This window comes from Phenylobacterium sp., assembly GCF_036402295.1.
Classification (GTDB): Bacteria; Pseudomonadota; Alphaproteobacteria; order Caulobacterales; family Caulobacteraceae; genus Phenylobacterium.
Map to the genome: position 1 here is coordinate 1 of NZ_DASWTE010000176.1, position 26,898 is coordinate 26,898.

Consider the following 26,898-nt stretch of genomic DNA (forward strand, 5'->3'; position numbering starts at 1 on the left):
GTAGAGCGTCTGGCGCGACAGGCCCATCTTGCCGGCGATCAGGTCGATGCCGAGCTCGCCCGTGTGGAGCAGGGGGATGGCGTGGGCCTCGACCTGGCCGCGGACGGTGCGGCTGGTCTCCAGCTCGGCCAGCAGCTTCTCGGCGCGCTCGCTGAAGATGCCGAAGACGTAGCGGCTGGCCTTTGCGACGCGCACGCCGCCCCAGCCGGGGGGCAGGAGGATGGCGTTCTCGTCGCTGTCGAACTGGACGTCGACGCCGAGGATCCGGCGGTAGGCCTCGGCGTGCGCGGGTGCGGCGTGGGTTACGTGCACCGCCAGGACCATGACGCCCGCGTTGGCGGCGAACTCGCGGCTGTTGCAGATCATCCGCGCCCAGGTGCTCTCGGTGAGCTCGGGAAACTCGTTGGGATTGCGCCGGGTGTCGACGAGCCAGAGGCCGCCGGTGGGGGGATCGGGGCGCAGCTGGAAGCGGTCCTCGAAGCCGACGCCCTCGACCTCGATCACGAGGCGGCCGTAGCGGTTTATCTGGTGGAACGCCTCGATCATCGTCTGCGAGGCGCGCGACAGCAGGCCCACGACGGAGAGCTCGGAGAGGTCGATCGACTGGCCCCAGATCAGCCCCAGCGCCGGCTCGCCGGTCAGCTCCTTGGCGGTGCGCATCAGGGCCACGTAGTTGGGCATCGGCACGCGGTGATCCTGGTCGGACAGGTCCTCCGCGGTGATGCCCGAGCGGGCCATCAGCTGCTCGCGGTTGGCGCCCATCGAGACCGCCAGCTCCAGCAGCCCGCGGGCGTAGCCGGCGCCCACCGTGGTGCGGCTGGCGGCGTCGGAGTTCTTGACGTCGGAGATCAGCATCGGGACGGCCCGCGGAACTGGCGCTTGACCAATGGGTAAATCCAGCTACCGCGCAAAGCAAGGTAGCTTGCATTAATCGTTTGTAACATGGCTGGCCAAGGTGGGACGGGTCGGCGATGACAACGTGATGACCCCGCTCGAGTTGCGACATGGCGACCTGCGGCTGGCGCTGGCGCCCGCCCTGGGCGGGTCGGTGCTGAGCTTCCGGCTGGGCGACCTGGACCTCTTGCGGCCGACGCCGGCGGGCGCGTCGGACGTGCTGGAGACGGCCTGTTTCCCGCTGGTCCCCTACGCCAACCGGATCGCGGACGGGCGGTTCACCTGGGGCGGCCGGACGGCGGCGCTGGCGGCGAACATGACGGGCCAGGCGCATCCGCTGCACGGCGACGGCTGGCGCGGCGCGTGGCGGGTGGAAGGCGTCGACGAAAGGTCAGCGGTGCTGGAGCTCATGCCGCAGGGCTCGGCTTGGCCGTGGCGGTATTCGGCGGCGCAGTCGGTGCGGCTGAGCGATCGGGGGCTCACCTTGACCCTGTCGGTGACCAACCTGGACGATGCGCCGGGGCCGTTCGGGCTGGGCTTCCATCCCTATTTCCCGGACAGCGCAACGGCGCGTTTGACGGCGGCGACGACCGGCGTCTGGGAGGCCTCCGACGACCTACTGCCTGTGCGCGAGGCCGCCGCTTCGCCCTGGTGCGATAGCGCGCCGGTGCGAGGGAACGTGCTCGTGGACCACTGCCACACCGGCTGGAGCGGCGAGGCGCGGATCGAGCTCGGGCTGGGCAAGCCTCCGCTGCGGCTCACCGCGTCGCGGGCGCTGCGGTGGCTGCACGTCTATGCGCCGCCGGGCGAGGACTTCTTCTGCGTCGAGCCGGTCAGCCATGCGCCGAACGCGCTCAACATGGCCGACCCCCAGGCGCACGGCGTCTGGACGCTGGGCCCGGGCGACACGGGCGTGGCCTGGATGCGCCTCGATCTCGCATGAGGCCGAAGAAGCACCGGGGCACGCGCGGCCAGCGTCGCGCGCGTCGGCTGATCTCGCCGGTCAGTCCAAGGTCTTCAAGGGAGCCTGGGCGTCGTCGAACTCGTGCGGGTTGATCGCCAGCGCTCGCGCGCGTTCCTGCGCCGAGTGGCGCCTGTCGCCGGCGGCGGCGTAGATCTGCGCGGCGACGCCGTGCAGCTGCGCCGTGTCCCAGTCCGTCTTCAGCACCGGCTCGATCGTCCGGCGCGCCGCGTCGGCCTGGCCGTTTCGCAGCAGGGCCTCGGCGAGCTGGACCTTCGCGTCGCCGTACGGACGGGCGGCATGGTTGCGGCGGGCGATGTCGAGGGCGCGGGCCGGATCGCCGGCGGACAGGTAGTGGTCCAGGGCATGGCCGTAGGCCGCCTCCGGCAGGAGCGCCAGCCGTCGCTCCCATTCGGCCGCCGCCCGCGACCGCCAGGCGGCCACGGCGACGCGGTCGCCGCGGGCCTGCGCTAGGGCCGCGAGCGCATCCATGAACTCCGGATTTCCCGTGCGCTGGACGATGCCCGCGTAGAGCGCCTCGGCCTCGGCGGCCCGACCCTTCAGCGCAAGGGTTTCGGCAATGTGCTCCTCGATGACGTAATAGCCCGGGAACAGCGCATCGGCCTTGCGGAAGAAGGCGAGCGCCCGGTCCCACTGGCCGCGCTCGAGGTACAGCACGCCCTTCTGCATTTCGACGTTGGCGCGGAATTGCGGCGTCGGCGAGCGGCTGGCGGCGACGGCGGCGTCGAAGAACCGCTCGGCCCTCTCCGGCCGCCCGGTCCTGGTGAAGTAGACGGCCCATCGAAACGCCGTGCCGGCGCCCGGCTCCAGCGCGTCCGCGCGTCGATAGAAGGCCGCCGCCGCCTTCAGGTCCCCGCGGTAGAAGGCGATGTCGCCACGAAGTGCGAGCGCCTCGGCGCGCTCCAGCTGGTCGGGCGGCACGGCGTAGCGGTCGATGGCGTCCAGGGCCCGCTCGGCGGCGTCGAGCCGGTGCAAGGTGAAGTGCAGCGCCGCCTGTGTCAGGTGCGGCCCGGCGCCGGCGGGCGCCAGGGCGAAAGCCCGGTCGAGCGCACCCTGTGCGGCCGCATAGTCGTCGAACGAGCCGGTCAGCCGCGCCCGGGTGGAATAGCTGCGCGACAGTCCCTCGTAGAACACCCACTCGCCGGGCTGGGCCGCCACGCGCGCCTTGGCGCCGGCAAGGCCGGCGTCGGCGCGGGCCAGGGCCTCCGCCAGGGTCCTCGGGGTCTCGTCGGGCGTCTTGACCTGCCCAACGGCGGCCGGCAGGCGCGGCCCCGGATCCGGAGCCGGCCCCCTCACTCGCTCGACCACCAGCACACTGGCCACGGCCAGCGGCGGAACCGCGAGCCACAGCCAGCGCGGCGACACCGTCGTCAGGCTCAAGCGGGCGCGACCGGCTTGGCGCAGATCGCGAGGTTCGCCCTGGCGAAGTCGTCCTGCAGCGCGTTGGCCAGGACGGCGAGCGTCGAGGTGATCTCGTTCACGTACTTGCGCCCGGCGTCCTGGGCCGGGCTGTCGTCGTTGTAGGGGTTCTTCGCCGGGGAGCTGATGAGGGCCGTGGCGATGGCCGGCATACCCATGCGATCGACCTGCACGTACGCCGTCGAGGGCTCGGTTCGGAACATGAAGTTCGAGCCGCCCGTCGCGGCCGGCGTCCCGCCGTGCGGCGGCGCGAGGTAGGGGAACTCCGAACGGAACGGCACGTCGTTGGCCTGTGGCCCGAGGGGCAGCCGGGTGAGCGTCAGGGCGTCGTGCTTCCTCAGGTCGAGGAAGATCCAGGCCAGCTCTATGTCGATCACCGAGTCGGTCAGGCGCCGGCCGTTGGGGAACCCCGACGGCTGCTTCAGGTCGACCTTGATCGTGTCCGGCACGACGAGGTTGGCCACGCTGCGCCGGCCCGGCCCGACCGGCTGGTCAAGGCAGTCCTGCACGTTGAGCGGCGAGCCGGCCGGCGCGAGCGTTGGCGTCGGTGCGGGGGCGTCATCGCCGCCGCCACCGCAAGCGGCCAGGGCGAGGGGCAGGGTGGCCAACAGGACAAGGCGGCGGATCATTGCAGTTGCCCTCCGATGCGCGCGCTGGTGGCCCAGATGTTGAGCTCGTCGCTGGTTTCGATGAGCGGCCTCGGAATCTGCACGACCAGCGCCGTGTCGTTCTGGCCTGTGAAGAAGCTGCGGCTGCTCACGAACGAGAGCGTTCCCGTGGATCGCGTCTCGCGGAAGCCCTGCAGGTCGAAGAAGAACGGGTCGTCGTAAAGCCCGGCGCGCGCCAGGATGCCGCTGCGCGCGAGCGTGGTCTCGACGGGGCCCACCAGCGCGGGTCCGTTGTCGGGAAGTCCGTTGATCTCGACGCCGAAGTTGCCCGACGCGTCCTGGCCAAAGCGGAAGCGGATCTGCACTTCCGGGTCGGCGGGGAAGCCCGCGTTCGAGATGTTGATCGTGTAGAGGACGTCGCGGTCGTAGACCGCCTTTTCGGCGCCCGGCGCAGGCCCTGCGAAAGTGAGCGCAATCACCAAATGCTCCGCGGTGTGCCAGACGTAGACGTCCGCGATGTCGGCCGACCGGTCCGCGGTGGTGTCGACCGCCGGGTCGGTGCGGGCAGGCGGGTCAAGATGGTCCGCCGCCACCGTCGTTCGCTGTGATGTGGACAACGCCAGCGCCGCCGCCAGGATGCCCGCCGCCGCAGGCAGACTCTTCCAAGCACTCACGACTTACCCCCCACGTATAGCTGCTCCTTGCGCACAACATACGGTCCGTTAACCCACCTGGACGAGTCCGTTTTGCGAAGAATGAGGAGCTGCCTCAACCTTGGGCAGTTGCGGTGGCGTCCTGCCATGGCCGCGGCGGCCGGCGGCTTCGGCTGGGGTTGCTATGCGGCGCGGCCGCAGGTTCAAACACCGTTCCTGAGCGCGCGTTCGTCGTCTATGCAGAGCCCATGTCCGAGGGCCAAGATCCGATCGCGCAGGCCCTGAAGAAGGCGCCGGCCACGCCCGCGGGACGCCAGGCCGCCTGGTACCTGGGCCGCCTGCACGCCCTCGGCGAGGGCGTCTGTCTGGCCGACCAGGCGCGTTTTGCGCCGTCGCTGCCGGCGTTCCACGCGGCCACCACCGACGAGGCCGTGCGCGACGACTGGCGCGCTTTCGCCGCGCGGGTCGGCGCGCCGCTCGAGGCGCTCGCCTTCGCCCCGACGTCGGACTTCGCCCTCGAGGCCACGGTCACCGCCAAGGACAAGCGCTGGAAGCTGAACCTGGCCGTGGAAGAGCAGGCGCCGTTCCGGATCACGCAGCTGACCTTCGAGCGGGTGCACGACTTCGAGCTCGCCGTGCGCGAGGCCGTGCCCGCCGACGCCTTGACGCTGAGCGACCTGGAGCGCCGCTGCCCGATCGTGCTGGGGGACACGCGGTTCTGGTTCGACCGGGGGGACCGCTATTTCGACTTTGCGCGGCTGATGGAGGACTGCACGGTCGGGCTGGCGACGGTGGACGGTGCGCCCGCCGCCATGACCTGCGGCGCCCGCCATACGGTGCGGATCGGCGGGGCGCTGAAGTCGATCATCACGGTCTCGCATCTGCGGGTGCTGCCGGAGCATCAGCGGAAGGGCCTGTGGGGCGCCGCGAACCGGGTGCTGGACAAGTACTGGCCGCAGGTGGACGGCTCCAACGCCTACATTGCGGTCGACAACGCCGGCATGCAGCACGGCTTTCGACACACGCCCGACAAGTGGCCCACGCCGCTCCATCGCGTACGGCTGTCCTGCGCGCGGCTGGCCGGCCCCGCCTTCGGGCGCGCCGCGGCGCCCGAGGATGCGGCGATGATGGTCGAGCGCCTGAACGCCTTCCACGGGAGCGCGGAACTGTTCGTCCCGTACACCGAAGAACGGCTGGCGGCGCGGCTCTCGCGCGCTCCCGATCTCTACGGCTGGGACAAGATGTGGCTCGCCGACGGCGCCGTCGTGGGCGTCTGGCCCGCCGGACGGGCGGTGCGGGTCGTCACCGAACGGGGTGGTGTCCAGACCCACTCCGATCCCGGGCTGGTGCTGGACTATGCGTTCGCGCCAGGCGCCGAAGCCGCGTTCGAAGGGCTGGTGCGCGCCTGGTGCGGCTGGCTGGCGGCGCGCGGCATGGATCGGCTGACGATCCTGACCTCGCCGCACGGGCCGGGCTCGGACCTGCTCGCGTCCCTGGCCGACGACGTCGAGCCCTACAACATGTGGACGCCGGGCATTCCCGTCCCGCCTGGGGCGGAGACCCGTGGGCTGTATGTCGACCCGATCTACTTCTAGGGCCGCGGGCTAGGTCGCCGCCCGCTTCGCCACCGTTGAAGGTGCGGCGGCCGCAGGTACAGTCCCTGCAGCTTGGCCGTGGCGGCCTTCGGGGGAGTTGATGGACGTTCTCGTGAAACTGTTGTTGTGGGCGCACCTCGTGGCGCTCGCGCTGGGTGTGGGCGGCGGCCTGGGGATGTCGCAGGTGGGACCGCGGCTGGTGAACGCGTCGCCCAATCAGCGCGAGACCTGGTGGCCGCTGGCCAGGGTGTTCCGGATGCTCACGAGCATCGGCCTCGTGCTGCTGCTGGTCACCGGACCGCTGATGGTCTGGCTGAAGTACGGCGGCTTCGCCGGGATGAACGTCTGGTTCCAGGTGAAGATGGGCCTCGTGGCGCTGGGCGTCGTGCTGATGGGGCTGAGCGAGATGGGCCTGGCCCGGCTGAAGCGGGGCGACGAAGCCGGTGGCAAGCTGGCCATGACCGCGGGCCCGGCGCTTGGCGTGACGATGTACGTGGTGATGCTCGCCGCAGTCTTCGCATTCAACTGAGGCGCCGCAGCCTCAGAAGCACCTTCTGCGTGAGCGCTACCACATCGGGCTTGAGAAGCCCGGCCGGGTAGGGGACACCTAGGGGGCTCGAGGAGGATGGGGTTGGAGCCGAAGCCGGCGCGTCGCCAGAGAGGTTCGCTGACGATCCACGACGTGGCGCGCCACGCCGGCGTCTCGCCCATGACCGTGTCGCGCGTGATCAACGGCGAGAAGAACGTCCGCGACTCGACGCGCGAGGCGGTGAACGCGGCGATCCGCGAACTGAATTATGCGCCGAACCCGGCGGCGCGCAGCTTGGCCGGCGCCGACCTCGTGCGCATCGGGCTGCTCTATTCCAACCCCAGTGCGGCCTACCTCTCGGAGTTCCTGGTCGGCAGCCTGGACCAGTGCAGCCGCGCCAACATCCAGCTGATCGTCGAGAAGTGCGACGAGGCGCGGGCGGAAGCTGCGGCCGCGCGGCTGGTGGCCTCGGGCGTGGACGGCATCATCCTGCCGCCGCCGCTGTGCGACTTCGCCGATCTGACCCGGACGCTGAACGAGGCCAACGTGCCCGCGGTTGCGGTGGCGACGGGCAAGCCGCCGGCGGACGTGTCGGCCGTGCGGATCGACGACTTCGGGGCCGCCCAGGCGATGACCCGCCACCTGATCGGCCTGGGCCATCGGCGGATCGGGTTCATCAAGGGCCACCCGAACCAGACCGCCAGCCGCCAGCGCCACGAAGGGTACGTCGCGGCGCTGGCGGAGGCAGGGATCACCGCCGACCCGGCGCTGGTCGCGCAGGGCTACTTCACCTACCGCTCCGGCTTCGAAGGGGCCGAGACGCTGCTGGCGGTGGAACCGGCGCCGACGGCGATCTTCGCGAGCAACGACGACATGGCGGCTGGGACGGTCGCCGTCGCCCACCGCCGGGGCCTCGACGTGCCGGGCGACCTGACGGTGGTGGGCTTCGACGACAGCGCGCTCGCCACCACCGTCTGGCCCGAGCTCACCACCATCCGCCAGCCGATCGCCGACATGTCGCGCCAGGCCGTGACCCTGCTGACCGACGAGATCCGCAGCCGCCGCGCCGGCGAGAAGGCGCAGCATCCGCATGCGTTGCTGGACTTCACGCTGATCCGACGCGAGTCGGACGGGCCGCCGAAGGGCTAGGCGATCCGCTGGAACCGGGCCGGCGGATCCTGCGGGTCGGCGATGGCGAGGCGGACTCGCAGTTCCTCCCCGGGCTCGACGTGGTTCGCCGCGACGCGCGCGACGATGGGAAGCTCGCACAGTTGTATGCGGGCGCCGCGCTCGTCCGTGTCGGTGACGATGGCGCAGAAGGTCTCGCCTTCATGTCCCTGCAGCATCACCGTCTCTGCCAGGTCCACGACGGCGCGCTCGATCCGGCCCGAGAGCGCGTTGGCGCGCGCCATGACCTCGGGCAGCTTCTCGAAGGCCTGGACGGCGGCGTCGGGCGCGGGCTGGCCGTTCGCCAGCGCCAGGACGGCGCTCACCACATAGCGGTCGGGCAGGCGGCGGAGCGGCGCGGTGGCGTGGGCGTAGGGCGCTGCGACGGCGGCATGCCAGGGCGGCTCGTCCGCCTGGAAGGAGACGTAGGACGCGGCGGTCCCGGCGCGGCGCACGGCCAGCATGAAGGCCGCCTGCTTCGGGTCGCTGGGGTCGAGCCCGCGCTGGAACTGGGCCAGAGGCTCCATCTGCGGCCATGAGAGGTCGAGCGCCCGGGCGGTCTGGCGCAGGCGGTTCACGGCGCGCGCCTCGGGCTCGGCCATGACGCGGAACAGGCCCACGCCGGCGGCCTGCTGCACCTGGGCGATGGCGAGATTGGTTGCGAGCGACAGGGCGGCGTTCTGGTCCTCGGAGAGTGCGCGAGGTCGGAAGCGCAGCTGCAGGCGACCGTCGTCCAGAACGGCGACTTCCTGCTCGGGCGGGTCGACGCGGGCGGCGCCCCGCGCGGCTTCGGCGGCGCGGATGCGGGCGGCGAACTCCGGAAACCCCGGTGGCAGTTCCGACGGCCGGACGGTGTCGTAGGCCAGCTTGGCGACGCTCCTGATGATGGCCCGCTCGGCTCCGTCCAGCGCCACGCCGCCATCGGGCCGCACCCGTACCGTGAAGATCACCGCCGGCTTCGGTCCGGTCGGCAGCAGGCTCGCGGCGGCTTCGTTGAGGATCGGCGGATAGAGCCCCGCCTTGCCGTCCGGAAGGTAGAGGGTCGCCCCGCGCCGCCAGGCCTCGACGTCGACCGCGTCGCCGTCGTCGACGAACCAGGCGACGTCGGCGATGGCGTAGTGCAGCAGCAGGTCCGGGCCGCTGGGCTCGATCGTGAAGGCCTGGTCGAGATCGGTGGACGTGGCCGGGTCGAGGGTGACGAACGGCCGGTCTGTGCGATCGGCATGCGCAGTGGGCCGGCGCTTCGCCGCGGCCTCGGCGGCTTGCAGCACGTCGGGCGGGAAGCCGGCGGGAACCTGGAACTGCACGCGAAGCCTGGCCAGGCCGTCGCCCAGCGCCTGGTTCGGATCGACGAGCGTCTTCATGGCCGACGTCTACCGGGCGCGGCGCGGCGGTGGAACCTTGACACCTCGTGCCGGGAATTGATAGCGCTACCAACAACAATGAGGGAGGTCTGACGATGGGTGGAGCCGCGCCGCGGCCGACGGCCTATCTGCCCAGCGACTGGACGGACGCCACCCTGGTCGGCCGCATCCAGACGAAGGCAGGCCCCACGCCCGTTGTCGTGCGGTCGGGGCGCCTCTACGACGTCTCCGAAGCCGCGCCGACCGTCTCCGAATTGCTGAACGCCTGGCCGCGGCCGGCTGAGGGCCGCGACCTTGGCTCGGTCGAGGACTTCGACTTCGCCGCCCAGCCGCTGCTCGCGCCGGTCGACCTGCAGTGCGTGAAGGCCGCGGGCGTGACGTTCGCCGTCTCGGCGGTGGAGCGGGTGATCGAGGAGCGGGCGCGGGGCGACGCGGCCAAGGCCGAGGCGATCCGCGCGGCCCTTCGCGACCGGGTGGGCGCCGACATCCGCTCGGTTTCACCCGGGACCGAGGAAGCGGCGCGCCTGAAGGCGGCGCTGATCGCCGATGGGCTGTGGTCGCAGTACCTGGAGGTGGCCATCGGCCCGGACGCCGAGATCTTCACGAAGGCGCCGGTGCTGTCGGCCGTGGGCCATGGCGCGCAGGTGGGCATCCGCTCGGACTCGGCCTGGAACAACCCCGAGCCCGAGGTGGTGCTGGTGGTGAACCGCGCCGGCGGGGCCGTGGGCGCGACGCTGGGCAACGACGTGAACCTGCGCGACTTCGAGGGCCGCTCGGCGCTCCTGCTGGGCAAGGCCAAGGACAACAACGCCTCGTGCGCGTTGGGCCCTTTCATCCGGACGTTCGACGACCGCTTTTCGATGGAGGACGTGCGGTCCGCGCGCGTGGACCTAACCATCGAGGGCGCGGACGGCTACCGGCTTGAGGGGCACAGCTCCATGGACCAGATCAGCCGCGACCCGCTGGAGCTGGTCCGCCAGGCGATGAGCGAGCACCAGTACCCTGATGGCTTCGCGCTGTTCCTGGGCACCCTGTTCGCGCCCACCCAGGACCGCGACACGGCCGGACAGGGCTTCACCCACAAGGTCGGCGACGTGGTGCGAGTGAGCAGCCCGCGGCTGGGCGTGCTGGAGAACGAGGTGACGACCTCGAAGGCCGCCCCGCCCTGGAGCTTCGGCGTCGGCGACCTGATGCGGAACCTGGCCGGACGCGGCCTGCTGATGGCCCAAATAGGCACCCAATGGCCGGCGCAATGACCGAGACCCTTCCCCAGTTCATCGGCGGCGAACGCGTGGCCGCCGACGCGCCCGAGGCGAGCCTGAACCCCTCGAACACCAACGACGTCGTGGCCCGCGTCCCGAACGGCGGCGCGGCCGAGGTGGGCGCCGCGGTGGCGGCGGCGAAGGCGGCGTTCCCGGCCTGGTCAGAGGCCTCGCCCGAGGTTCGCTTCGACCTTCTGGACAAGGTGGGCGACACGATCCTGCAGCGCCGCGAGGAACTGGGCCGGCTCCTGTCGCGCGAGGAAGGCAAGACGCTGGCCGAGGGCATCGGCGAGACGGTGCGGGCCGGACGGATCTTCAAATACTTTGCCGGCGAGGCGCTGCGCCGCCACGGCCAGAACCTGGACTCGGTGCGTCCCGGCGTGGAGATCCAGACCTACCGCCAAGCGGTGGGCGTCTACGGCCTGATCACGCCCTGGAACTTCCCGATCGCCATCCCGGCGTGGAAGGCGGCGCCGGCGCTGGCGTTCGGCAACACGGTGGTGCTGAAGCCGGCGGGCCCGACGCCGGCGACGGCTGCGGCGCTGGCCGAGATCATCTGGGCGTGCGGTGCGCCGGCCGGCGTCTTCAACATGATCTTCGGACCCGGCGCGATGGGCGCGGCCCTGGTCGACCACCCGGACGTGGACGGCGTGTCGTTCACCGGCTCGCAGGCTGTAGGCGCGGGCGTGGCCGAAGCGGCGGTGAAGCGGCAGGCCCGCGTGCAGCTCGAGATGGGCGGCAAGAACCCGCTGGTGGTGCTGGACGACGCCGACCTGGACCGTGCGGTGATGGTGGCCCTGGACGGCTCGTTCTTCGCCACCGGCCAGCGCTGCACGGCCTCCAGCCGGCTGATCGTCACCGACGCGATCCACGACCGCTTCGTCGCGGCGCTGGCGGAGAAGGTCGCGGGCTTAAGGGTCGGTGACGCGCTGGCGCCCGACACCCAGATGGGGCCGGCGGTGAGCGAGGCGCAGATGGAGACCAGCTACCGCTACATCGACATCGCAAAAGCGGAAGGCGGCCGGATCGTGACCGGCGGCGGGCGGCTGAAGCTGGAGAACCCGGGCTGGTACGTCCAGCCGACCCTGATCGCCGGCACCGACAAGGCGATGCGCATCAACAACGAGGAGGTCTTCGGGCCGGTGGCCTCGACGGTGCGGGTGAAGGACTACGAGGAGGCGCTGGCGGTCGCCAACGACGGCGACTTCGGCCTCTCGGCCGGCATCGTCACCGCCTCGCTGAAGCACGCCCGCGACTTCCAGCGGCGCGCGCGGGCCGGGATGGTGATGGTCAACCTGCCGACGGCGGGGGTCGACTACCACGTGCCGTTCGGCGGCGCGAAGAAGTCCAGTTATGGCGCGCGCGAGCAGGGCTTCGCGGCGGTCGAGTTCTACACCCAGACCAAGACGGCCTACTCATGGGCGTGAGCGTGAACGTTGCGCCCAAGACCGCCATCTATCCCAGCCTGGAAGGCAAGCGGGTGGTGGTGACCGGCGGCGGCTCTGGCATCGGGGCGGGGCTCGTGGAGGCGTTCGCCGCCCAGGGCGCCGAGGTGCATTTCCTCGACGTGCTGGAGGCGGAGTCGCGGGCGCTGGCGGAGGAGCTGGATGGCGCGAAGATCGCGCCGCAGTTCCACGCCTGCGACCTCAAGGACGCCGGCGCGATCGCGGCCGCGTTCAAGCGGATTGGTCCGGTGGACGTGCTGGTGAACAACGCCGGCAACGACGACCGCCACAGCCTCGACGAGGTGACGCCCGCCTACTTCGACGACCGGATCGCGGTGAACCTGCGCCACATGGTGTTCTGCGCCCAGGCGGTGGTCGACGGCATGAAGGCGCGCGGCGGCGGCGCGATCGTCAACTTCGGCTCCATCTCGTGGCACCTCGGCCTGCCGGACCTGGTGCTCTACGAGACCGCCAAAGCCGGCATCGAGGGCATGACCCGCGCGCTGGCTCGCGAGCTGGGCGAATTCGGCATCCGGGTCACCTGCATCAACCCGGGCAACGTGCGCACGCCGCGGCAGCAGAAGTGGTACACAGCCGAAGGCGAGGCGGAGATCGTGGCGCAGCAGTGCCTGAAGGGGCGCATCGAGCCCAGCGACGTGGCGGCGCTGGTGCTGTTCCTGGCCTCTGACGACGCGCGCTTCTGCACCGGCCACGAGTACTGGATCGACGCGGGTTGGCGATGATCGCGACGGACCCCGAGTGCGTCCTGCGCTGCGCCTGCGAGCTTGGCGAGGGGCCGGTGTGGCGCGACAAGTCGCTGTGGTTCGTCGACATCAAGGGCCTGCGGATCCACCGCTATGAGCCCGGCACGGGCGCGGCCTGGAGCTGGATGGCGCCGGCCCAGCCGGGGTTCATCGCGCCGCGGCCCGACGGGACCTGGATCGCCGGGCTGAAGACCGGGCTGCATCGGTTCGACCCTGCGAGCGGCCGCTTCGACCTGATCACGACGGTCGAGGATCCGGCGTTGGACAACCGGCTGAACGACGGCGCGGTCGACGCGAAGGGGCGGCTATGGTTCGGCTCGATGCACGACGGCGAGAGCAACCCCACAGGGGCGCTCTACCGCCTGGACAGCGGAAAGCCCGTGCGGCTGGACGAGGGCTACGCCATCACCAACGGGCCATGCGTCAGCCCCGACGGGCGCACGCTCTACCACACCGACACGCTGAAGAAGGTGATCTACGCGTTCGACCTGGCTGACGATGGCGCCGTGTCGAACCGGCGCGTCTTCGCGACGATCGACGAGCCTGACGGCTATCCGGACGGGTCGGTGGTGGACGTCGAGGGCCATGTCTGGACCGCTCTGTGGGGCGGCTGGGGCGTGCGGCGGTATTCGCCTGAGGGCCGCGTGGTTGGCTTTGTGCGGCTTCCGGTGGCCCAGGTCACCAAGGTGGCCTTCGGTGGGTCTGACCTGAAGACGGTCTACGCGACCTCGGCCTGGAAGGGACTGTCACCGGCCGCTCGCGAGGCCCAGCCCTTGGCGGGTGGCCTGTTCCGGTTCGACGTCGACACGCCGGGCCAGCCGCAGCACGATGTGGCGCATGTCTGACCGCACGCCCGTGCGCCCGTTCCGCTCGCGGGACTGGTTCGCCGACCCCGCCCGCTCGGACATGACCGCGCTCTACCTCGAGCGCTTCATGAACTACGGGATCACGCCGCAGGAGCTGCAGGCGGGCCGGCCGATCATCGGCGTCGCCCAGACGGGCAGCGACCTGTCGCCCTGCAACCGAATCCACGTGGAGCTGGCGAAGCGGGTGCGCGACGGGATCCGCGACGCGGGCGGGATCCCGATGGAGTTCCCGGTCCATCCGATCTTCGAGAACTGCCGCCGGCCCACCGCGGCCCTGGATCGGAACCTGGCCTACCTGGGCCTGGTCGAGACGCTCTACGGGTATCCGATCGATGCGGTTGTGCTGACCACCGGCTGCGACAAGACTACACCCAGCGGGATCATGGCGGCCTCGACGGTCGACATCCCGGCCATCGTGCTGTCGGGCGGGCCAATGCTGGACGGCTGGCACGAGGGCGAGTTGGTGGGGTCGGGCACGGTGATCTGGCGTTCGCGGCGCAAGCTGGCGGCGGGCGAGATCGACGAGGCCGAGTTCCTGCGCCGCGCCACCGCCTCGGCCCCGTCGGCGGGCCACTGCAACACCATGGGCACGGCCTCGACCATGAACGCCGTGGCCGAGGCCCTGGGCCTGTCGCTGCCCGGCTGCGCCGCGATCCCGGCGCCCTACCGCGAGCGCGGCCAGATGGCCTACGAGACGGGCCGCCGGATCGTGGAGATGGCCTACGAGGACCTGCGGCCGTCGAAGATCATGGACCGCGCCGCGTTCCTGAACGCCATCAAGACCGTGAGCGCGATCGGCGGCTCGTCCAACGCCCAGCCGCACATCGTGGCCATGGCCCGGCACGCGGGCGTGGAGCTGTCGCCCGACGACTGGAGCGTCCACGGGCTGGACGTGCCGCTGCTGGTGAACATGCAGCCGGCGGGCCAGTACCTGGGCGAGCGGTTCCACCGGGCCGGCGGTGTGCCGGCGGTGCTGTGGGAGCTGTTGCAGGCGGGCGAGCTGGCGGGCGGCTGCCTGACGGTCACCGGCCGGACGATCGCGGAGAACGTCGAGGACCGCGAGAGCCACGACCGCGAGGTGATCTTCCCCTACGCCGCGCCGCTCCGGGAGCGCGCCGGCTTCGTGGTGCTGAAGGGCAACCTGTTCGACTTCGCGATCATGAAGACCTCGGTGATCTCGCAGGAGTTCCGCGCCCGCTACCTGTCGGAGCCGGGCCGGGAAGGGGTGTTCGAGGCCCACGCCGTGGTGTTCGACGGCTCGGACGACTACCACCGCCGCATCAATGATCCCGCCCTGGGGATCGACGAGCGCACGATCCTGGTGATCCGCGGCTCCGGCCCGATCGGTTGGCCGGGCTCGGCGGAGGTGGTGAACATGCAGCCGCCGGACGCGCTGATCCAGCGCGGGATCCTGAGTTTGCCAACCCTGGGCGATGGCCGCCAGTCGGGCACCTCGGACAGCCCCTCGATCCTCAATGCCTCGCCCGAGAGCGCGGTTGGCGGCGGGCTCGCATGGCTGCGCACGGGCGACGTCATCCGCATCGACCTCGACGCCGGCCGCTGCGACGCCCTGGTGGACGACGCCGAGATCGTGCGCCGCAAGGCGGAGGCCCCGCCGCCGGCGCCGGAGAGCCACACGCCGTGGGAGGAGCTCTACCGCGAGAAGACCGGCCAACTCGCCGAGGGGGCAGTGCTGGAAATGGCCGTGAAGTACCGCGGCGTGGCCGCGAAGACCCCGCGCCACAACCACTGAGACTGTCGGTATCCGGTCCAGCAACGTCCGACCACTTGACGATGATAGCGCTATCATGAATGGTCTGCCGACAGCGGCCACAGAGCCGTGCACACGAGGAAACGAGGGCCAGCCAGTGACTGCGACAACTGCCGGGAGCACGGGCGAGGCCGCACGGGTCAACATGGCCTTCATCGCCGCCATCGTGGCCGTGGCCACCATCGGCGGGTTCATGTTCGGGTACGACTCGGGGGTCATCAACGGCACCCAGGAGGGGCTGGAGAAGACCTTTGCGCTCTCCAAGCTGGGCACCGGCTTCAACGTCGGCGCGATCCTCTTGGGCTGTGCGGCCGGCGCCTTCGCAGCAGGCCGGCTCGCCGACCTGATCGGGCGCCGCACGGTGATGATGATCGCCGCGGCGCTATTCATCGTCAGCGCGATCGGCACGGGCGCGGCGTCGTCCTCGTTCTTCTTCATCATCGCCCGCTTCATCGGCGGCATCGGCGTGGGCGCGGCCAGCGTGCTGTCGCCGGTCTACATTTCGGAGGTGACCCCGGCGGCGATCCGCGGGCGGCTCTCCAGCGTCCAGCAGATCATGATCATCACGGGTCTCACCGGGGCGTTCGTCGCGAACTATGCGCTGGCCAAGACGGCGGGCGGCTCGACCGCTGAGTTCTGGCTGGGGTATCCGGCCTGGCGCTGGATGTTCTGGATGCAGGTGATCCCCGCCGGCGTGTTCCTGGGGACCCTGCTGTTGATCCCCGAGAGCCCGCGCTACCTGGTGGTGAAGGGCCGCGAGGGCCTGGCGCTGACCGTGCTCACGAAGCTGTTCGGCGCCGCCGAGGCCGAGCGGAAGGTGGCCGAGATCCGCGACTCGCTCGCCGCCGACCACCACCGGCCCAAGCTTTCCGACCTCATCGACAAGGCCTCGGGCAAGATCCGGCCGATCGTGTGGACCGGCATCGGGCTCGCCGTGTTCCAGCAACTCGTAGGGATCAACGTCGTCTTCTACTACGGCGCGGTGCTCTGGCAGTCGGTCGGCTTCTCCGAGGACGATGCGCTCAAGATCAACATCCTGTCGGGCTCGCTCTCGATCCTGGCGTGCCTGGCCACTGTGGTGTTGATCGACAGGATCGGTCGCAAGCCGCTGCTGCTCATCGGCTCGGCGGGCATGGCCGTGAGCCTGGCCGTCATGGCCTGGGCGTTCTCGACAGCGCATATGGTCGACGGCGCCGTGGCGCTGGGCGGCACGGAGGGCCTCGCGGCCCTGATCTCGGCGAACCTCTACGTGGTATTCTTCAACCTCAGCTGGGGCCCGGTGATGTGGGTGATGCTGGGCGAGATGTTCCCGAACCAGATCCGCGGCTCGGGCCTGGCGGTGGCCGGCTTCGCCCAGTGGATCGCCAACTTCGCCATCTCGGTCAGCTTCCCGGCGCTGGCGGCCTCGCTGGGGCTGGCGGTGACCTACAGCTTCTATGCGCTGTCGGCCCTTGTCTCGCTCATCTTCGTCCGCGCCATGGTCCACGAAACCCGCGGCAAGGAACTGGAGGACATGGTGGGCTGACTGCAGCCCGCCCGTTGCTGGGGAGGCGTGGAGCCCCGGACCGGCACGTCCTTAATGGCTCGTTTGCACCCGCTGCGATACCAATGATTGGGACGTGGGGAGCTAGCGTGACAGCGATTGTGGACCAGGTTCGGGAGGGTCGCGGGACCCGCTCCAGACAGGGAAAGCTCCTGTCGATCGTCATCCCGATGCACGACGAAGAGCCGGTGCTGGATGTCCTGTTCGGCCGGCTCGACGCGGTGGCGGCCGGATTCGGCCTCTCCATAGAACTGGTGTGCGTGGACGACGGCAGCCGCGACGCGACGCTCGCGCGGCTCCGCGAGCGCGCCCGGACCGACAGCCGCGTCAAGGTGATCGCGCTCACCCGTAACTTCGGCAAGGAGGCCGCCCTGACGGCCGGACTGGAGGCGGCCACCGGCGATGTCGTGGCGCCGCTCGACGCCGATCTGCAGGACCCGCCCGAGCTGATCGGCGAGTTTCTCGACCTCTGGGAGCAGGGGTACGACGTTGTCTACGGCGTGCGCGCCGACCGCAGCAGCGACACGCCGGCCAAGCGACTCACGGCGAACCTCTTCTATCGCGTCTTCAACACCGTCTCCGACCATGCGATCCCGGCGAGCACGGGCGACTTTCGCCTTATGGACCGCGAGGTGGTCGAGGCGCTGAAGCGGCTGCCCGAGCGCAACCGGTTCATGAAGGGCCTGTTCGCCTGGGTCGGGTTCCGCCAGGTCGGCGTGCCCTATACCCGTCCCGAGCGCGCGGCGGGAACCAGCTCGTGGCGCTACCTGCGCCTGATGCGCTTTGCAATCGACGGAATCACGTCTTTCACCACCGTGCCGTTGCGCATCTGGACCGGCATAGGCCTCGCCGCCGCCGCCGCCGCGATGCTCTACGCGCTGTTCCTGATCCTGCAGGTGCTCCTGTACGGCCGCGATGTCCCAGGCTACGCGTCGCTGATGGTCGTCGTGCTCCTGGGCTTCGCCGTGCAGATGGTGGCTCTGGGATTCCTCGGCGAGTACGTCGGGCGGCTCTACGAGGAGGTCAAGCAGCGGCCACTCTACCTGGTCCGCGAAACAATAGGCTTCGGAGCCGGCGATGCCCCATAGGGCGGCCGGACGTCGCCTGGCGCCCGCATGAATCGCCTCCGGACATTCGTCGAGGGCGGCTGGTTCGGCCGCGAGCGCGCCATTGGGTACGCACGCATGATGGCGATCGCGTTCGCGCCAAGCCTGGTCTTCTATTACCTGCAGGCGATGGGCCCGGTGGGCAGCGACTTCCTCGCCTTCTGGTCGGCAGGCCGCATGGTGGTCTCCGGGGATCCGGCCGCGGCCTACGACCCGGCCGCCATGGAAGCGCTGCAGACCGGGCTCGGCCGCTCCACATGGTTCCCGTTCCTCAATCCGCCGCCGTTCCTGGCCGTGGTCGCACCGCTCGGACTCGTGCCTTACGCCTGGGCGTGGCCGGCCTGGGTTGCGGCGACCTATGCGGTCTGGCTCGCCGTCGCGCGCCGGATCATGCCGGGAGCCTTCTGGCCTGTCGCGGTGTTCCCGGGCGCGCTGATTGCGGCCTGGCACGGCCAGAACGGCTTCGTGACGGGGGCGCTCTTCATCGGTGCGATGCTCGGCCTGCGCTCGTCGCGGCCCTGGCTGGCGGGCGCCCTGATCGGCGCCCTTGTCATCAAGCCCCACCTGGTGCTCCTGGCGCCGGTCGCCCTGGCGGCCAGCCGCAATTGGAAGGCGTTCATCGCCGCGGCGATCTCGGCCCTGGGCCTCTTGCTGGTGTCGTGGCTCGCCTTCGGCCCCGACGTCATGGCCGCGTTCCTCTCCGGCTCGTCGATCAGCGCCGGCCACCTCGGCGACACGCGCGCCGACTTCCTGCTGCGGATGCCTACGGTCTATGCCAGCGCGAGCCTGTTCCTGGGGACCACGGCAGGCATGGCCGTCCAGGCGGTGGCGACGCTGGCCTGCGCGGTCGCGGTCTGGCGGGTCTGGGCGACCTCGGACGATCATCTCGGCCGCGCAGCCGTCCTGGCGACGGCGGCCATTCTGGCGACCCCGTACGCGTTCCACTACGACCTGCCGCTGCTGATCCTCCCCGTGTGCTGGTGGGCGCGCGATGCGATGGCGCGGGGCTGGGCGCCGTACGAGCGCCCGCTGCTGGCGGCGTTCTACTGGTCGCCGCTCGTGGTGCGCGCCGCCGCCCTGCCGCTCGGCGTGAACGTCATGCCCCTGGTGCTGGGCGGCGCCCTTGTATTCATGGTCCGCCGCGTCCTGGCGTCGGCGGCGGTCCGGCCGGCGGGCGCGATCGTCGAGGGGGCCTGAGGGCTATCGCCGCACCTCCCGCGATCCGTATTCGACACCCTGCCGAGGGCAAAACAACTGCAGGGCGAGCCACCACATGGGGTCCTTAACATGGCCTTATTCCGGGAGCCGTCGGCCCGCTGTTAGCTAGACCGTGATGGGAGGCGGCGCCGGGGGGCGTGTCCGTCGAGTTTCGAGAGGCGGCGTCTCGACGGCGCCGTGGGACGGGATGATGGAGAACCTGGACGCCGAGACCTGCCTGGCGCGGGCGCGCCGCCTGACGGTCATGGCGGACGAGGCGGCGGACTACGACCTGATCCTGACCTACGACGCGCTCGCCATGGAGTGGCGAGAGCTGGCTGCCCGTTGCCCGCCCGCGGCGAAACCTGTGCCTGTGAAGCCGTTTCCGGCGCGCCCGGCGGTCGCCCGCGCCCGCCGAAAGCGGTTCTGGTTCCTGTGAGCGTGGGGGTGCGATCGCGGCGTCGGAATGGCGCGGCTTGTTGTCCCGGCGACCGCGAGCGCACTTTTCAAGTTGAGTGCAAGCCGTGTTAGGTACCCGCCAGAGACATGAGCGTGCGCCAGGGCGTCTAGGATACCTGGCGTCTTCCGGTGCGCGTCGTCGAAGGTCTCCGAGGCTTCGGGGCGGGGCGCGTACAATGGCGGGCGCACAACGGTCTTCGCAGGGCGACCCCGCGCCAATCCGGCGCTCGGGCGCTGGCATCGCCGCGACCGTCGCCCTGTTCACCCTGCTGATCGCCGCCGGCGTCGCCTTCCTCAACAGCTTCAGCGCCAACGCCATCCCGACGATGCTGATGGCGGCCGTGCTGATGGTGGCGGTCGTCCTGGGCCTCGCCTACGGTCTGCTGGCCGCGCTCGTCGCTCTGATCGCTTATCAGTTGCTCGTGGGCGCACCCCTGGTCGACCGGGAGCTCGCGGCCAGCGACTTCCCGCTGATGGTGCTCTTCGGCCTGGGCGCGCTCGTTGCAGGCCGCTACACCGACATCGTCCGCAAGCGGGACGCCCAAGCCCGCATGCTGCTCCAGGCCGGGCAACCGCTCTCGTCGCAGGCTTCGGAGCCGGCGCTCGGACGTTTCCTGCAACGCGTGAAACTCGAGGGCCGGTCCAGCGAACGGGCTTCGGCGCCCGAGGAGGTGCAGCGCGCGCTCGTCAGCTTCTGCATCGTCGGCGCCGGACTGGTGGCCAGCCTTCTTGCCCGCGACGCGCTCGGCCCTTCTGCCGGCGTGCTCTGCGCGCTTGCCGGCGTGCTCGTCGTCGGGGGCGTGCTCGGCGGACGGTTCGGCTTCGCCGCGGGGATGCTGGCGGCGGTGGTGCTCAACCAGATCGACCCGGTTCAGAGCGCGCTCGGCATTCGCGAAGGCGAAGTCGGCCGGGCTTTCATCGTCGTCGTCTTCGCGGCGGCCGGATGGGGGGTCGGCCGGGTGGCGGATCAGGCGCAGCATGAGCGCCGCACGCTCCGCACCATCATGGATGCGGGACGTGACTTCTCAGCGAGCCGCGACGAGGCGGCCATGCGGCGCGCGCTCCTCGATATCCTGGCCAAGCTGTCGCCACGCGCCCGGGTCGAGATCACCGGGGATGCCGGCGCCGAGCGCCTCGGCATTTCGCCGTCCGCCGACCGGCAGTGGGCCGAAAGCGATCCCCGCTGGCGCGTCCATCCGCTGGCCTCCGACGGGCGCGAGGTCGGGCTGGTCCGCTGGCGGTTCCCGGGCGGCGACGGCGCCACGACCGGCCTCGACGACACGACGCGAGCTCTCGTCGACCTGGCCGCCTCGGCGATCGTCCGGGCGCGGCTGAACGCCGAGAAGGCCGACATGGAGTTCGTCGCCCAGACCGAGAACCTGCGCCTCATCCTGCTGGACGCGGTGTCGCATCACTTCCGCTCGCCCCTGGCCGGCATCCTGGGCTCGGTGACCAGCATCCTGAACCTTCCCGATCAGCATGACGGGGCGATGCGCCGCGAGCTGCTGCTGATCATCAAGGAGCAGACGAACCGGCTGAGCCGCTACGTGGACAACTTCCTGAGCGTGGCGCGCCTGGAGACCGGCGCGATCGTGCCCAATCCCACGGAAGTCGCCCTCGAACCCTTGATCTACGACGTCTGGGAGACGTTCGGCGAGGCCGGCGGCGCGCGCCGGTTCCTGCAGGCCAAGATCGACCACGAGACGCTGCTCACGGACGCCGGTCTGCTCGGTCAGGTCCTGGGCAACGTCCTCGAGAACGCCATCAAGTACAGCCCTGAAGGCTCGGTCGTGGACGTTCGCACCGAGACCGAGAGCGATCGCCTGATCATCCGGGTCGCGGATTGCGGCCCCGGCATCGCACCCGAGAGCCAGGGCCGGATTTTCGAGCGCTTCTACCGCATGCGCGGCGTCGCCGCGCCCGGACTGGGCCTCGGCCTCTATATCACCCGCAGCCTTGTGGAGATCCTCGGTGGCTCCGTTGACGCACGCAACAGGACCGACGGGCAGACCGGCCTCGTCGTCTCCGTTTCCCTTCCCCTCCGAACCCCGGCGAATGATGAATAAGGATACCAAGATCCTGGTGGTGGAGGATGAAGAGCAGCTCTCCCGGATGCTGCGGTCCATCCTGACCCAGTCGGGCTATACCGTCTCGTCCGCCAAGACGGGCCTCGCCGCCCTCGAGCACCTGGTGCGCGAGGAGTTCGGGGTGATCCTCCTCGACCTCGGCTTGCCCGACGTCGACGGCAAGGAGGTGATCACCCAGGCGCGGGCGATCTCGGCCGCGCCGATCCTGGTGATCTCGGCGCGCGAGTCCGAAAACGAGAAGATCGCGGCCCTCGACCTGGGGGCCAACGACTACGTCGCCAAGCCGTTCGACGCGGGCGAGCTGCTCGCCCGGATCCGGGTGGCCCTGCGCCCGCCGCGGGCGGCGCCCAGCCAGATCTCGTCGCCCCGGCGCGGCCTCGAGATCGACGTCGCCTCGCGCCGCGCGATTGTCGACGGGCAGTCGGTGCGGCTGTCCCGCAAGGAGACCGAGCTTGTCCAGCTACTGGCCGACGCCAAGGGCGCGATCGTCAGCCACGACAAGATCATCGAGGCGATCTGGGGCCGTGGCAGCGACGCCGACCTGATGAATGTTCGCGTCCTGGCGTGGCAGCTGCGCCGTAAGATCGAACCCGACATCTCTGCTCCGCGCTTCCTCATCGCAGAGTCCGGCGAAGGGTACCGGCTGAACCTGGAGTAAAATCGGCGATCAAACCCGCGTGATCGGCGGCGCGATACTTGGTCGCATCGGGCGAAGACTACCCGTCTCTCTGTATTATGGAAAATTAAGAAAAATACGCCCATTGCCTGTGTCAGCTTGAGTAAGCAACCACCTTGCGCCTATCTGATGTAACGCATTATCACTGTGGCCTTGCCTGCGGGTGGCACGCGAATTGCGGCAGCCAACCAGCAGACAATGGCTCCATGGAGGGCTGGGGTGGGACTCGGGGTGCTGTTCCGGACGTTCAACCGCCTCCTGGCTGATCGCCGGGGCGGTACAAGCATCGTGCTGACGTTGATGATCGTGCCGATCATCGGGGCCGTCGGTATGGGGGTCGAGGGCGCCAGCTGGTACCTGATCCACCGCGCGGCTCAGAACGCCGCAGACGCGGCGGCTGTGGCGGCGGCGATCAATGCGTGTGCCCCAACCGACGCGTGCGACGTGACCGAACTTAGCGCGACCTACGTCGAGGAAGCGGCGGCCGTCGCCGGCCGGTTCGGCTTCGTGGACAACGACTCCACCGACATCGCGACCACCATGGTGAACTGCCCGGGCACGACCGATCCCGACTGCTACCAGGTGCTGATCACCAAGCGGTTCCCGGTCACGCTGGTGCGAATGGTGGGCTTCAACGGCGACACCACCCTTGGTGGCCAGCCCGCGCAGACCATTCGCGCTGTGTCGATCGCGCGGCCAAAGGGTCTGGGCGAGATGTACTGCATCACGACGGTGGGCGGGGCAGCGAACGCCATCGACCTAGACGGCGGTGGCGGCGGCGGCGCGAACATCGATTTCGGCGGTTGCGATTTCCTGGCCATGGGTGGCGGCGCGACCTGCACCAATATGGTGGGCGGAACGTCCAACATCGGCTACGCGGACGTCCTGTCGACCGGCCAGGCCAACAAGGATTGTGGCACCGAGCGGCCGCTGGATCCGGCCACCGTGCCGCCGGATGCCTACGCAGCGCTAGACGGCATCCTCGACAGCGCCATCCCGGACCCGAACACCCAATGCCCCGGCGGCTTTGCCAAGGCCAACAACCAGAACGAGATTCTCGGGGCCTTCGCGACGAGCAACAATCTGAGCGGATCCCAGTCGTTCTCGATGGGCTCTCCCCTGTGCGGCGACGTCAGGCTGACTGGCGATGTCACGGTGACGGCGGACAGTCAGATGGTGATCCTGAACGGACGCCTCGACCTGAACGGCCACAAGCTGTATGCGCCGGCAGGCACCTCCCTGAGCATTATCCTCGGGGGTGTGAACGACAACAACTACGACCACACGATCGTTTCGACAGGCGCCGGCACCGGCACCCTCGACTTCCAGGCGGACAAGGACGACGCCAACTGGCGCGGGATCGCCGTCTATGTGGATCCCGACCTGAACACGAACGTCGACCAGGACTGGGATGGTTCGAACCCGTCGCTCAACATATCGGGGATGGTGTACGCACCCACGGCGCGCATCGATGTCAGCGGCGCGATCAACCATGCCACGGCCGGCGATGCGTGCCTCGCTTTCTATGTGGAGAGCCTGCGCGTGAACGGCACCGTCGCCCTGTTCGCGGAACCGACCCGTGATTGCGACCGGGCGAAAGTGAACGTGCCCCGGGTGCCCGGGACCGAGACGAGGCAGGCGTTGGTGCAGTGATGTCCTCGCGTTTTTCCAACTGGCGTACCTTCCTGCGTGACGTGCGCGGCACGGCGGCGGTGGAGTTCGTGCTGTGGTTTCCCGTCATTGCCATGCCGCTGGTCGGTGTGATCGACCTGGGCATCTTCGCGGTACAGCGGATGCAGGTCGAAGCGGCGAGCCAGGCCGGAGCCGCCGCTGCTTGGCGGATGTGCGACAAGGATGCCGAGCATCCGGTCACCAACACGAATTGCGCCAGCGTCGGCACGACGATCACGGCGGCCGTCCAGGGCACCGGCCTCGGCACGGGCGCGACGGTCGCCTCGACGCCTGTCGTCGGCTGGTACTGCGCGACCGACGCTGGCGCCCTGACGTTGCTGGGCTCGACGTGGGCGATCGACTCGACGAGCCCGCCGGCCAAGCCGGCCGACTGCTCAGCCGCGGTCGGCGGCAGCACCACCAAGCCCGGCGAGTACATCCAGGTGACGGTCAACTTCACCTACACGCCACTGTTCGGCGTCTTGCGCACGGCGGGGATCCTGCCCGCCACCATCAGCCACACCGCCTGGCGGAGGGTCTACTGATGCGCGGTCGCTTCATCAGGGAAGAGCGCGGGTCGGCGGCTGTCGAGTTCGCCCTGGTCATCGGCTTCGTCGCGATGACGGTGCTCAGCATCATATCAGGCTCGATGCTCTTCTACACCTACGCGAACCTCAACATGGCGGTGGAGAACACAGCGCGCTGGGCGGCGATTCGCGCGACGGTCGACAAGGTTGACCCTTCCAGCGGCGCGGTTCAGGCACAGGGCGACGCCTTCTATGCCGGCCTCTCAGACACGCCGGCGTTCATGCTTGCGACCTGCGGCGCGGGCTCCGGCAAGCAGGTGTCGGCGACGGCCAACTTCTCGCTGGTGACGGGGTTCACCCCGGTGACCATCCCGATCTCGGCCACCAGCTGCTATCCGCTGGGTTAGGCCGCTCCCAGGCCCATCTGGGCCGCCACAGTCGGCAGCAGCACCGCGTACTGGGTCAGGGCCACGGCATAGAGGCTGCCCAGCACGGGTCGCCCGGCCTGGAAATTCAGCACAACGCCGGCCAGCAGCGGCCCGCTGATCGGGCCGACGATGAAGAACGGCGCGAGGCGCTTGAGTCGGGTCAGCATGCTCTTCGAATCCCCTTCGGGCATGACTGAACCCTGCGAATGGTGACGCTTCAAATGCAGATTCCGTATTAACCTTTAACACCAGCAGAAATGCTGTGGACGGGTCGTATCGTTCCCCCCGTTAAAGGTTAAATTTAGCCAATGCTTAATCGAGCTGGGCTTTAATGCAGGTGTGTCCAGCCAGACCGAGCTCCTGACCGTACGCAATCTCGCCAAGCGCTTTTCGGGCGGGGGCGGCGTCCAGTCGGTTTCGATGACCGTCCGCGCGGGCGACATCACCGGCTTCATCGGCGTCAACGGCGCAGGCAAGAGCACCACCCTCCGCTGCATCCTGGGCCTCCTGCGCCCCGACGCCGGCGAGATCCGCCTGTTCGGCGGCCCGGCCGACGCGAAGGCCCGCCGCCGCCTGGGCTTCCTGCCCGAGGAGCGCGGGCTTTCGCCGCACGACCGGGCGCGCGACGCGATCGCCTTCAACGCGCGGCTGAAGGGGCTGGGCAAGGCCCAGGCCTACGTCGCCGCCGACCAGCTCCTCGGGCGGATCGGGCTGGGCGCGCGCACCACCGCGCGCATCGGCGAACTCTCCAAGGGCAACGCCCAGCGCGTGCAGATCCTCTGCGCGCTGGTCCACAAGCCCGACCTCCTGATCCTCGACGAACCGCTGTCGGGCCTCGACCCGATCGCCCAAAGCGAAGTCCTGTCGCTGTTCGCCGAGTTCCGCGCGGCCGGCGGCGCCATCCTCTTCTCCACCCACTCGATGGCCGCGGCCGAGGCCGTGTGCGATCGCGTCGTCATGGTGGCCGGCGGCCGTACGGTCTTCGAGGGCGACCTCGCCGACGCGGCGGCCGGCGTTTCGCACGGCGCCGTGATCGTCACCGCGGATGAGGCGACCCTCGCCGCCGCCGTCCGCGCCGTGGGCGGCGAGCTGCGGCCGATGTCGGGTGGCATCGGCGAGGCGACGCGATGGCGGGTCGTGCTGCCGCGCGAGGTGCCGCACCCGGCGCTGCTGCGCGCCCTGGCCGAACACGAGGCGTCGATCCTCGCCTTCGAACCGATCAAGCCCAGCCTCGAGGCGGCCTTCTGGGAGCACGCCGTCGCGCCGGCGCCGGCCGCCCCGCGCGAGGCCCACGCCGCATGAGCCACCCCGTCTGGCTGATCGCCGCGCGCGAGTTCCGCACCTATGCGGCCACGACCAGCTTCTGGGTTGCGCTGGCGCTTGGGCCGCTCCTGATGGGCGGCGCGTTGCTGCTCACGTCAGGCCCGCCGAAGGCGCCCGCGAGCGCCAGCCTCACCCTCGTCGCCGAGGACAGGGGCGCCCGGGCGGTCTTCAGCGACAACTTCCCGCTCTCCGAGGCCGCGCGGCGCGAGGTCGTCGCCGCGATCGCGCGCGACGGCCGGCTCTCCGGGCCCGTCACCGTCAGCGCTCCAGCCAAGGCCACGTTCGACGCGGCCGCCGTGTCGCGCTTCGCCCTCGTGATGATGCTGTGGCTCACGCTCGTGGGCTCGCTGGGGATGCTGCTGCAGGCGGTGGTGCGCGAGCGCGCGAACCGCGCGCTCGAGAGCCTGCTGGCCGCGGCGCGCCCGATCGACATCGTGCTGGGCAAGCTTGCAGGCGTAGGCGCGGTTTCGGCGCTGGTGCTCGTGGCCTGGGTGGGGTCAGCGGCGGGACTTGGCGCGGTGGCGTCGGAGGCGGGCGGCGCGATCTCGGGCCTGCTGCGCGG

The 26,898-nt window shown here is 70.1% G+C and carries 26 protein-coding genes; 20 read left to right on the top strand and 6 right to left on the bottom strand.

Annotation, left to right across the window (positions count from 1 at the left end; genetic code table 11):
- On the bottom strand, window positions 1-855 hold an 855-nt coding region (locus VGD44_RS11125; protein ID WP_331086898.1), incomplete at its 3' end, for an AraC family transcriptional regulator.
- A 127-nt stretch (window positions 856-982) separates the two neighbouring features.
- On the opposite strand from VGD44_RS11125, the gene VGD44_RS11130 reads away from it, so the two are divergent.
- Window positions 983-1,837 (top strand): aldose 1-epimerase, encoded by an 855-nt coding sequence (locus tag VGD44_RS11130; RefSeq protein WP_331086900.1) that lies wholly within the window; start codon window positions 983-985, stop codon window positions 1,835-1,837.
- A gap of 60 nt (window positions 1,838-1,897) precedes the next feature.
- On the opposite strand, the gene VGD44_RS11135 is transcribed toward VGD44_RS11130, so the two are convergent.
- The 3 genes from VGD44_RS11135 to VGD44_RS11145 are packed head-to-tail and all read right to left on the bottom strand — an operon-like array spanning window position 1,898 to window position 4,577.
- Window positions 1,898-3,256, bottom strand: a complete 1,359-nt coding sequence (locus VGD44_RS11135; RefSeq protein ID WP_331086902.1) for a tetratricopeptide repeat protein — start codon at window positions 3,254-3,256, stop codon at window positions 1,898-1,900.
- The gene (locus tag VGD44_RS11140; protein WP_331086905.1) at window positions 3,253-3,924 is read right to left on the bottom strand and encodes a DUF4331 family protein; all 672 of its coding nucleotides are present in this window, start codon (window positions 3,922-3,924) and stop codon (window positions 3,253-3,255) included. The genes VGD44_RS11135 and VGD44_RS11140 overlap by 4 nt, the downstream gene beginning before the upstream one ends.
- Window positions 3,921-4,577: a hypothetical protein gene (locus VGD44_RS11145; RefSeq protein ID WP_331086906.1), complete on the bottom strand. Its 657-nt coding sequence runs from the start codon at window positions 4,575-4,577 to the stop codon at window positions 3,921-3,923. Before VGD44_RS11145 ends, VGD44_RS11140 begins: the two co-directional genes overlap by 4 nt.
- Window positions 4,578-4,804: 227 nt before the next feature.
- On the opposite strand from VGD44_RS11145, the gene VGD44_RS11150 reads away from it, so the two are divergent.
- The 3 genes from VGD44_RS11150 (at window position 4,805) to VGD44_RS11160 (ending at window position 7,829) form a co-directional block, all read left to right on the top strand.
- Window positions 4,805-6,151, top strand: a complete 1,347-nt coding sequence (locus tag VGD44_RS11150) for a hypothetical protein (RefSeq protein ID WP_331086907.1) — start codon at window positions 4,805-4,807, stop codon at window positions 6,149-6,151.
- Between the two features lie 112 nt (window positions 6,152-6,263).
- Complete coding sequence (locus VGD44_RS11155; RefSeq protein WP_331086909.1) at window positions 6,264-6,680, top strand: hypothetical protein; 417 nt, start codon at window positions 6,264-6,266, stop codon at window positions 6,678-6,680.
- 102 nt (window positions 6,681-6,782) lie between these two features.
- On the top strand, window positions 6,783-7,829 hold the full coding sequence (locus tag VGD44_RS11160; RefSeq protein ID WP_331086911.1) for a LacI family DNA-binding transcriptional regulator: 1,047 nt from the start codon (window positions 6,783-6,785) through the stop codon (window positions 7,827-7,829).
- Here the strand turns inward: VGD44_RS11160 and VGD44_RS11165 are convergent.
- Window positions 7,826-9,211, bottom strand: coding sequence for an RNB domain-containing ribonuclease (locus VGD44_RS11165; protein WP_331086913.1), 1,386 nt, complete (start codon window positions 9,209-9,211; stop codon window positions 7,826-7,828). The two genes, VGD44_RS11160 and VGD44_RS11165, sit on opposite strands and share 4 nt — an antisense overlap.
- Before the next feature lie 95 nt (window positions 9,212-9,306).
- On the opposite strand from VGD44_RS11165, the gene VGD44_RS11170 reads away from it, so the two are divergent.
- The 14 genes from VGD44_RS11170 to VGD44_RS11235 all read left to right on the top strand — a co-directional run bounded on the left by VGD44_RS11170 (window position 9,307) and on the right by VGD44_RS11235 (window position 24,992).
- The gene (locus tag VGD44_RS11170) at window positions 9,307-10,467 is read left to right on the top strand and encodes a fumarylacetoacetate hydrolase family protein (RefSeq protein ID WP_331086915.1); all 1,161 of its coding nucleotides are present in this window, start codon (window positions 9,307-9,309) and stop codon (window positions 10,465-10,467) included.
- Complete coding sequence (locus VGD44_RS11175) at window positions 10,464-11,900, top strand: aldehyde dehydrogenase family protein (RefSeq protein ID WP_331086917.1); 1,437 nt, start codon at window positions 10,464-10,466, stop codon at window positions 11,898-11,900. Before VGD44_RS11170 ends, VGD44_RS11175 begins: the two co-directional genes overlap by 4 nt.
- Window positions 11,891-12,661, top strand: coding sequence for an SDR family oxidoreductase (locus VGD44_RS11180; RefSeq protein ID WP_331086919.1), 771 nt, complete (start codon window positions 11,891-11,893; stop codon window positions 12,659-12,661). Before VGD44_RS11175 ends, VGD44_RS11180 begins: the two co-directional genes overlap by 10 nt.
- A complete protein-coding gene (locus tag VGD44_RS11185; protein ID WP_331086921.1) occupies window positions 12,658-13,527 on the top strand; it encodes an SMP-30/gluconolactonase/LRE family protein in 870 nt (289 codons plus the stop codon). Before VGD44_RS11180 ends, VGD44_RS11185 begins: the two co-directional genes overlap by 4 nt.
- Window positions 13,520-15,301, top strand: coding sequence for an IlvD/Edd family dehydratase (locus VGD44_RS11190; RefSeq protein ID WP_331086923.1), 1,782 nt, complete (start codon window positions 13,520-13,522; stop codon window positions 15,299-15,301). The genes VGD44_RS11185 and VGD44_RS11190 overlap by 8 nt, the downstream gene beginning before the upstream one ends.
- Before the next feature lie 55 nt (window positions 15,302-15,356).
- Window positions 15,357-16,844: a sugar porter family MFS transporter gene (locus VGD44_RS11195; RefSeq protein ID WP_331086926.1), complete on the top strand. Its 1,488-nt coding sequence runs from the start codon at window positions 15,357-15,359 to the stop codon at window positions 16,842-16,844.
- A 107-nt stretch (window positions 16,845-16,951) separates the two neighbouring features.
- A complete protein-coding gene (locus tag VGD44_RS11200; protein ID WP_331086928.1) occupies window positions 16,952-17,950 on the top strand; it encodes a glycosyltransferase family 2 protein in 999 nt (332 codons plus the stop codon).
- A 27-nt stretch (window positions 17,951-17,977) separates the two neighbouring features.
- Window positions 17,978-19,165, top strand: coding sequence for a glycosyltransferase family 87 protein (locus VGD44_RS11205; RefSeq protein WP_331086930.1), 1,188 nt, complete (start codon window positions 17,978-17,980; stop codon window positions 19,163-19,165).
- Window positions 19,166-19,376: 211 nt separating this feature from the next.
- On the top strand, window positions 19,377-19,604 hold the full coding sequence (locus tag VGD44_RS11210; protein ID WP_331086932.1) for a hypothetical protein: 228 nt from the start codon (window positions 19,377-19,379) through the stop codon (window positions 19,602-19,604).
- Between the two features lie 196 nt (window positions 19,605-19,800).
- Window positions 19,801-21,690: a sensor histidine kinase gene (locus VGD44_RS11215; RefSeq protein WP_331086934.1), complete on the top strand. Its 1,890-nt coding sequence runs from the start codon at window positions 19,801-19,803 to the stop codon at window positions 21,688-21,690.
- Complete coding sequence (locus tag VGD44_RS11220) at window positions 21,683-22,369, top strand: response regulator transcription factor (RefSeq protein WP_331086936.1); 687 nt, start codon at window positions 21,683-21,685, stop codon at window positions 22,367-22,369. The genes VGD44_RS11215 and VGD44_RS11220 overlap by 8 nt, the downstream gene beginning before the upstream one ends.
- A 237-nt stretch (window positions 22,370-22,606) precedes the next feature.
- Entirely contained in the window at window positions 22,607-24,040 is a 1,434-nt protein-coding gene (locus tag VGD44_RS11225; protein ID WP_331086938.1) for a pilus assembly protein TadG-related protein, read from the top strand.
- Complete coding sequence (locus VGD44_RS11230; RefSeq protein WP_331086941.1) at window positions 24,040-24,603, top strand: TadE family protein; 564 nt, start codon at window positions 24,040-24,042, stop codon at window positions 24,601-24,603. Before VGD44_RS11225 ends, VGD44_RS11230 begins: the two co-directional genes overlap by 1 nt.
- The gene (locus VGD44_RS11235; RefSeq protein WP_331086943.1) at window positions 24,603-24,992 is read left to right on the top strand and encodes a TadE/TadG family type IV pilus assembly protein; all 390 of its coding nucleotides are present in this window, start codon (window positions 24,603-24,605) and stop codon (window positions 24,990-24,992) included. Before VGD44_RS11230 ends, VGD44_RS11235 begins: the two co-directional genes overlap by 1 nt.
- Here the strand turns inward: VGD44_RS11235 and VGD44_RS11240 are convergent.
- Window positions 24,989-25,180: a hypothetical protein gene (locus VGD44_RS11240; RefSeq protein WP_331086945.1), complete on the bottom strand. Its 192-nt coding sequence runs from the start codon at window positions 25,178-25,180 to the stop codon at window positions 24,989-24,991. The two genes, VGD44_RS11235 and VGD44_RS11240, sit on opposite strands and share 4 nt — an antisense overlap.
- A gap of 172 nt (window positions 25,181-25,352) precedes the next feature.
- Between VGD44_RS11240 and VGD44_RS11245 the strand changes: the two genes are divergently transcribed.
- Window positions 25,353-26,315 carry an ABC transporter ATP-binding protein gene (locus tag VGD44_RS11245; RefSeq protein ID WP_331086947.1) on the top strand — a complete coding sequence of 321 codons (963 nt, stop codon included), beginning with the start codon at window positions 25,353-25,355 and terminating at the stop codon, window positions 26,313-26,315.
- Window positions 26,312-26,898 (top strand): ABC transporter permease (locus tag VGD44_RS11250; RefSeq protein ID WP_331086949.1); only part of this gene is annotated, 587 nt, incomplete at its 3' end. The genes VGD44_RS11245 and VGD44_RS11250, both read left to right, overlap by 4 nt.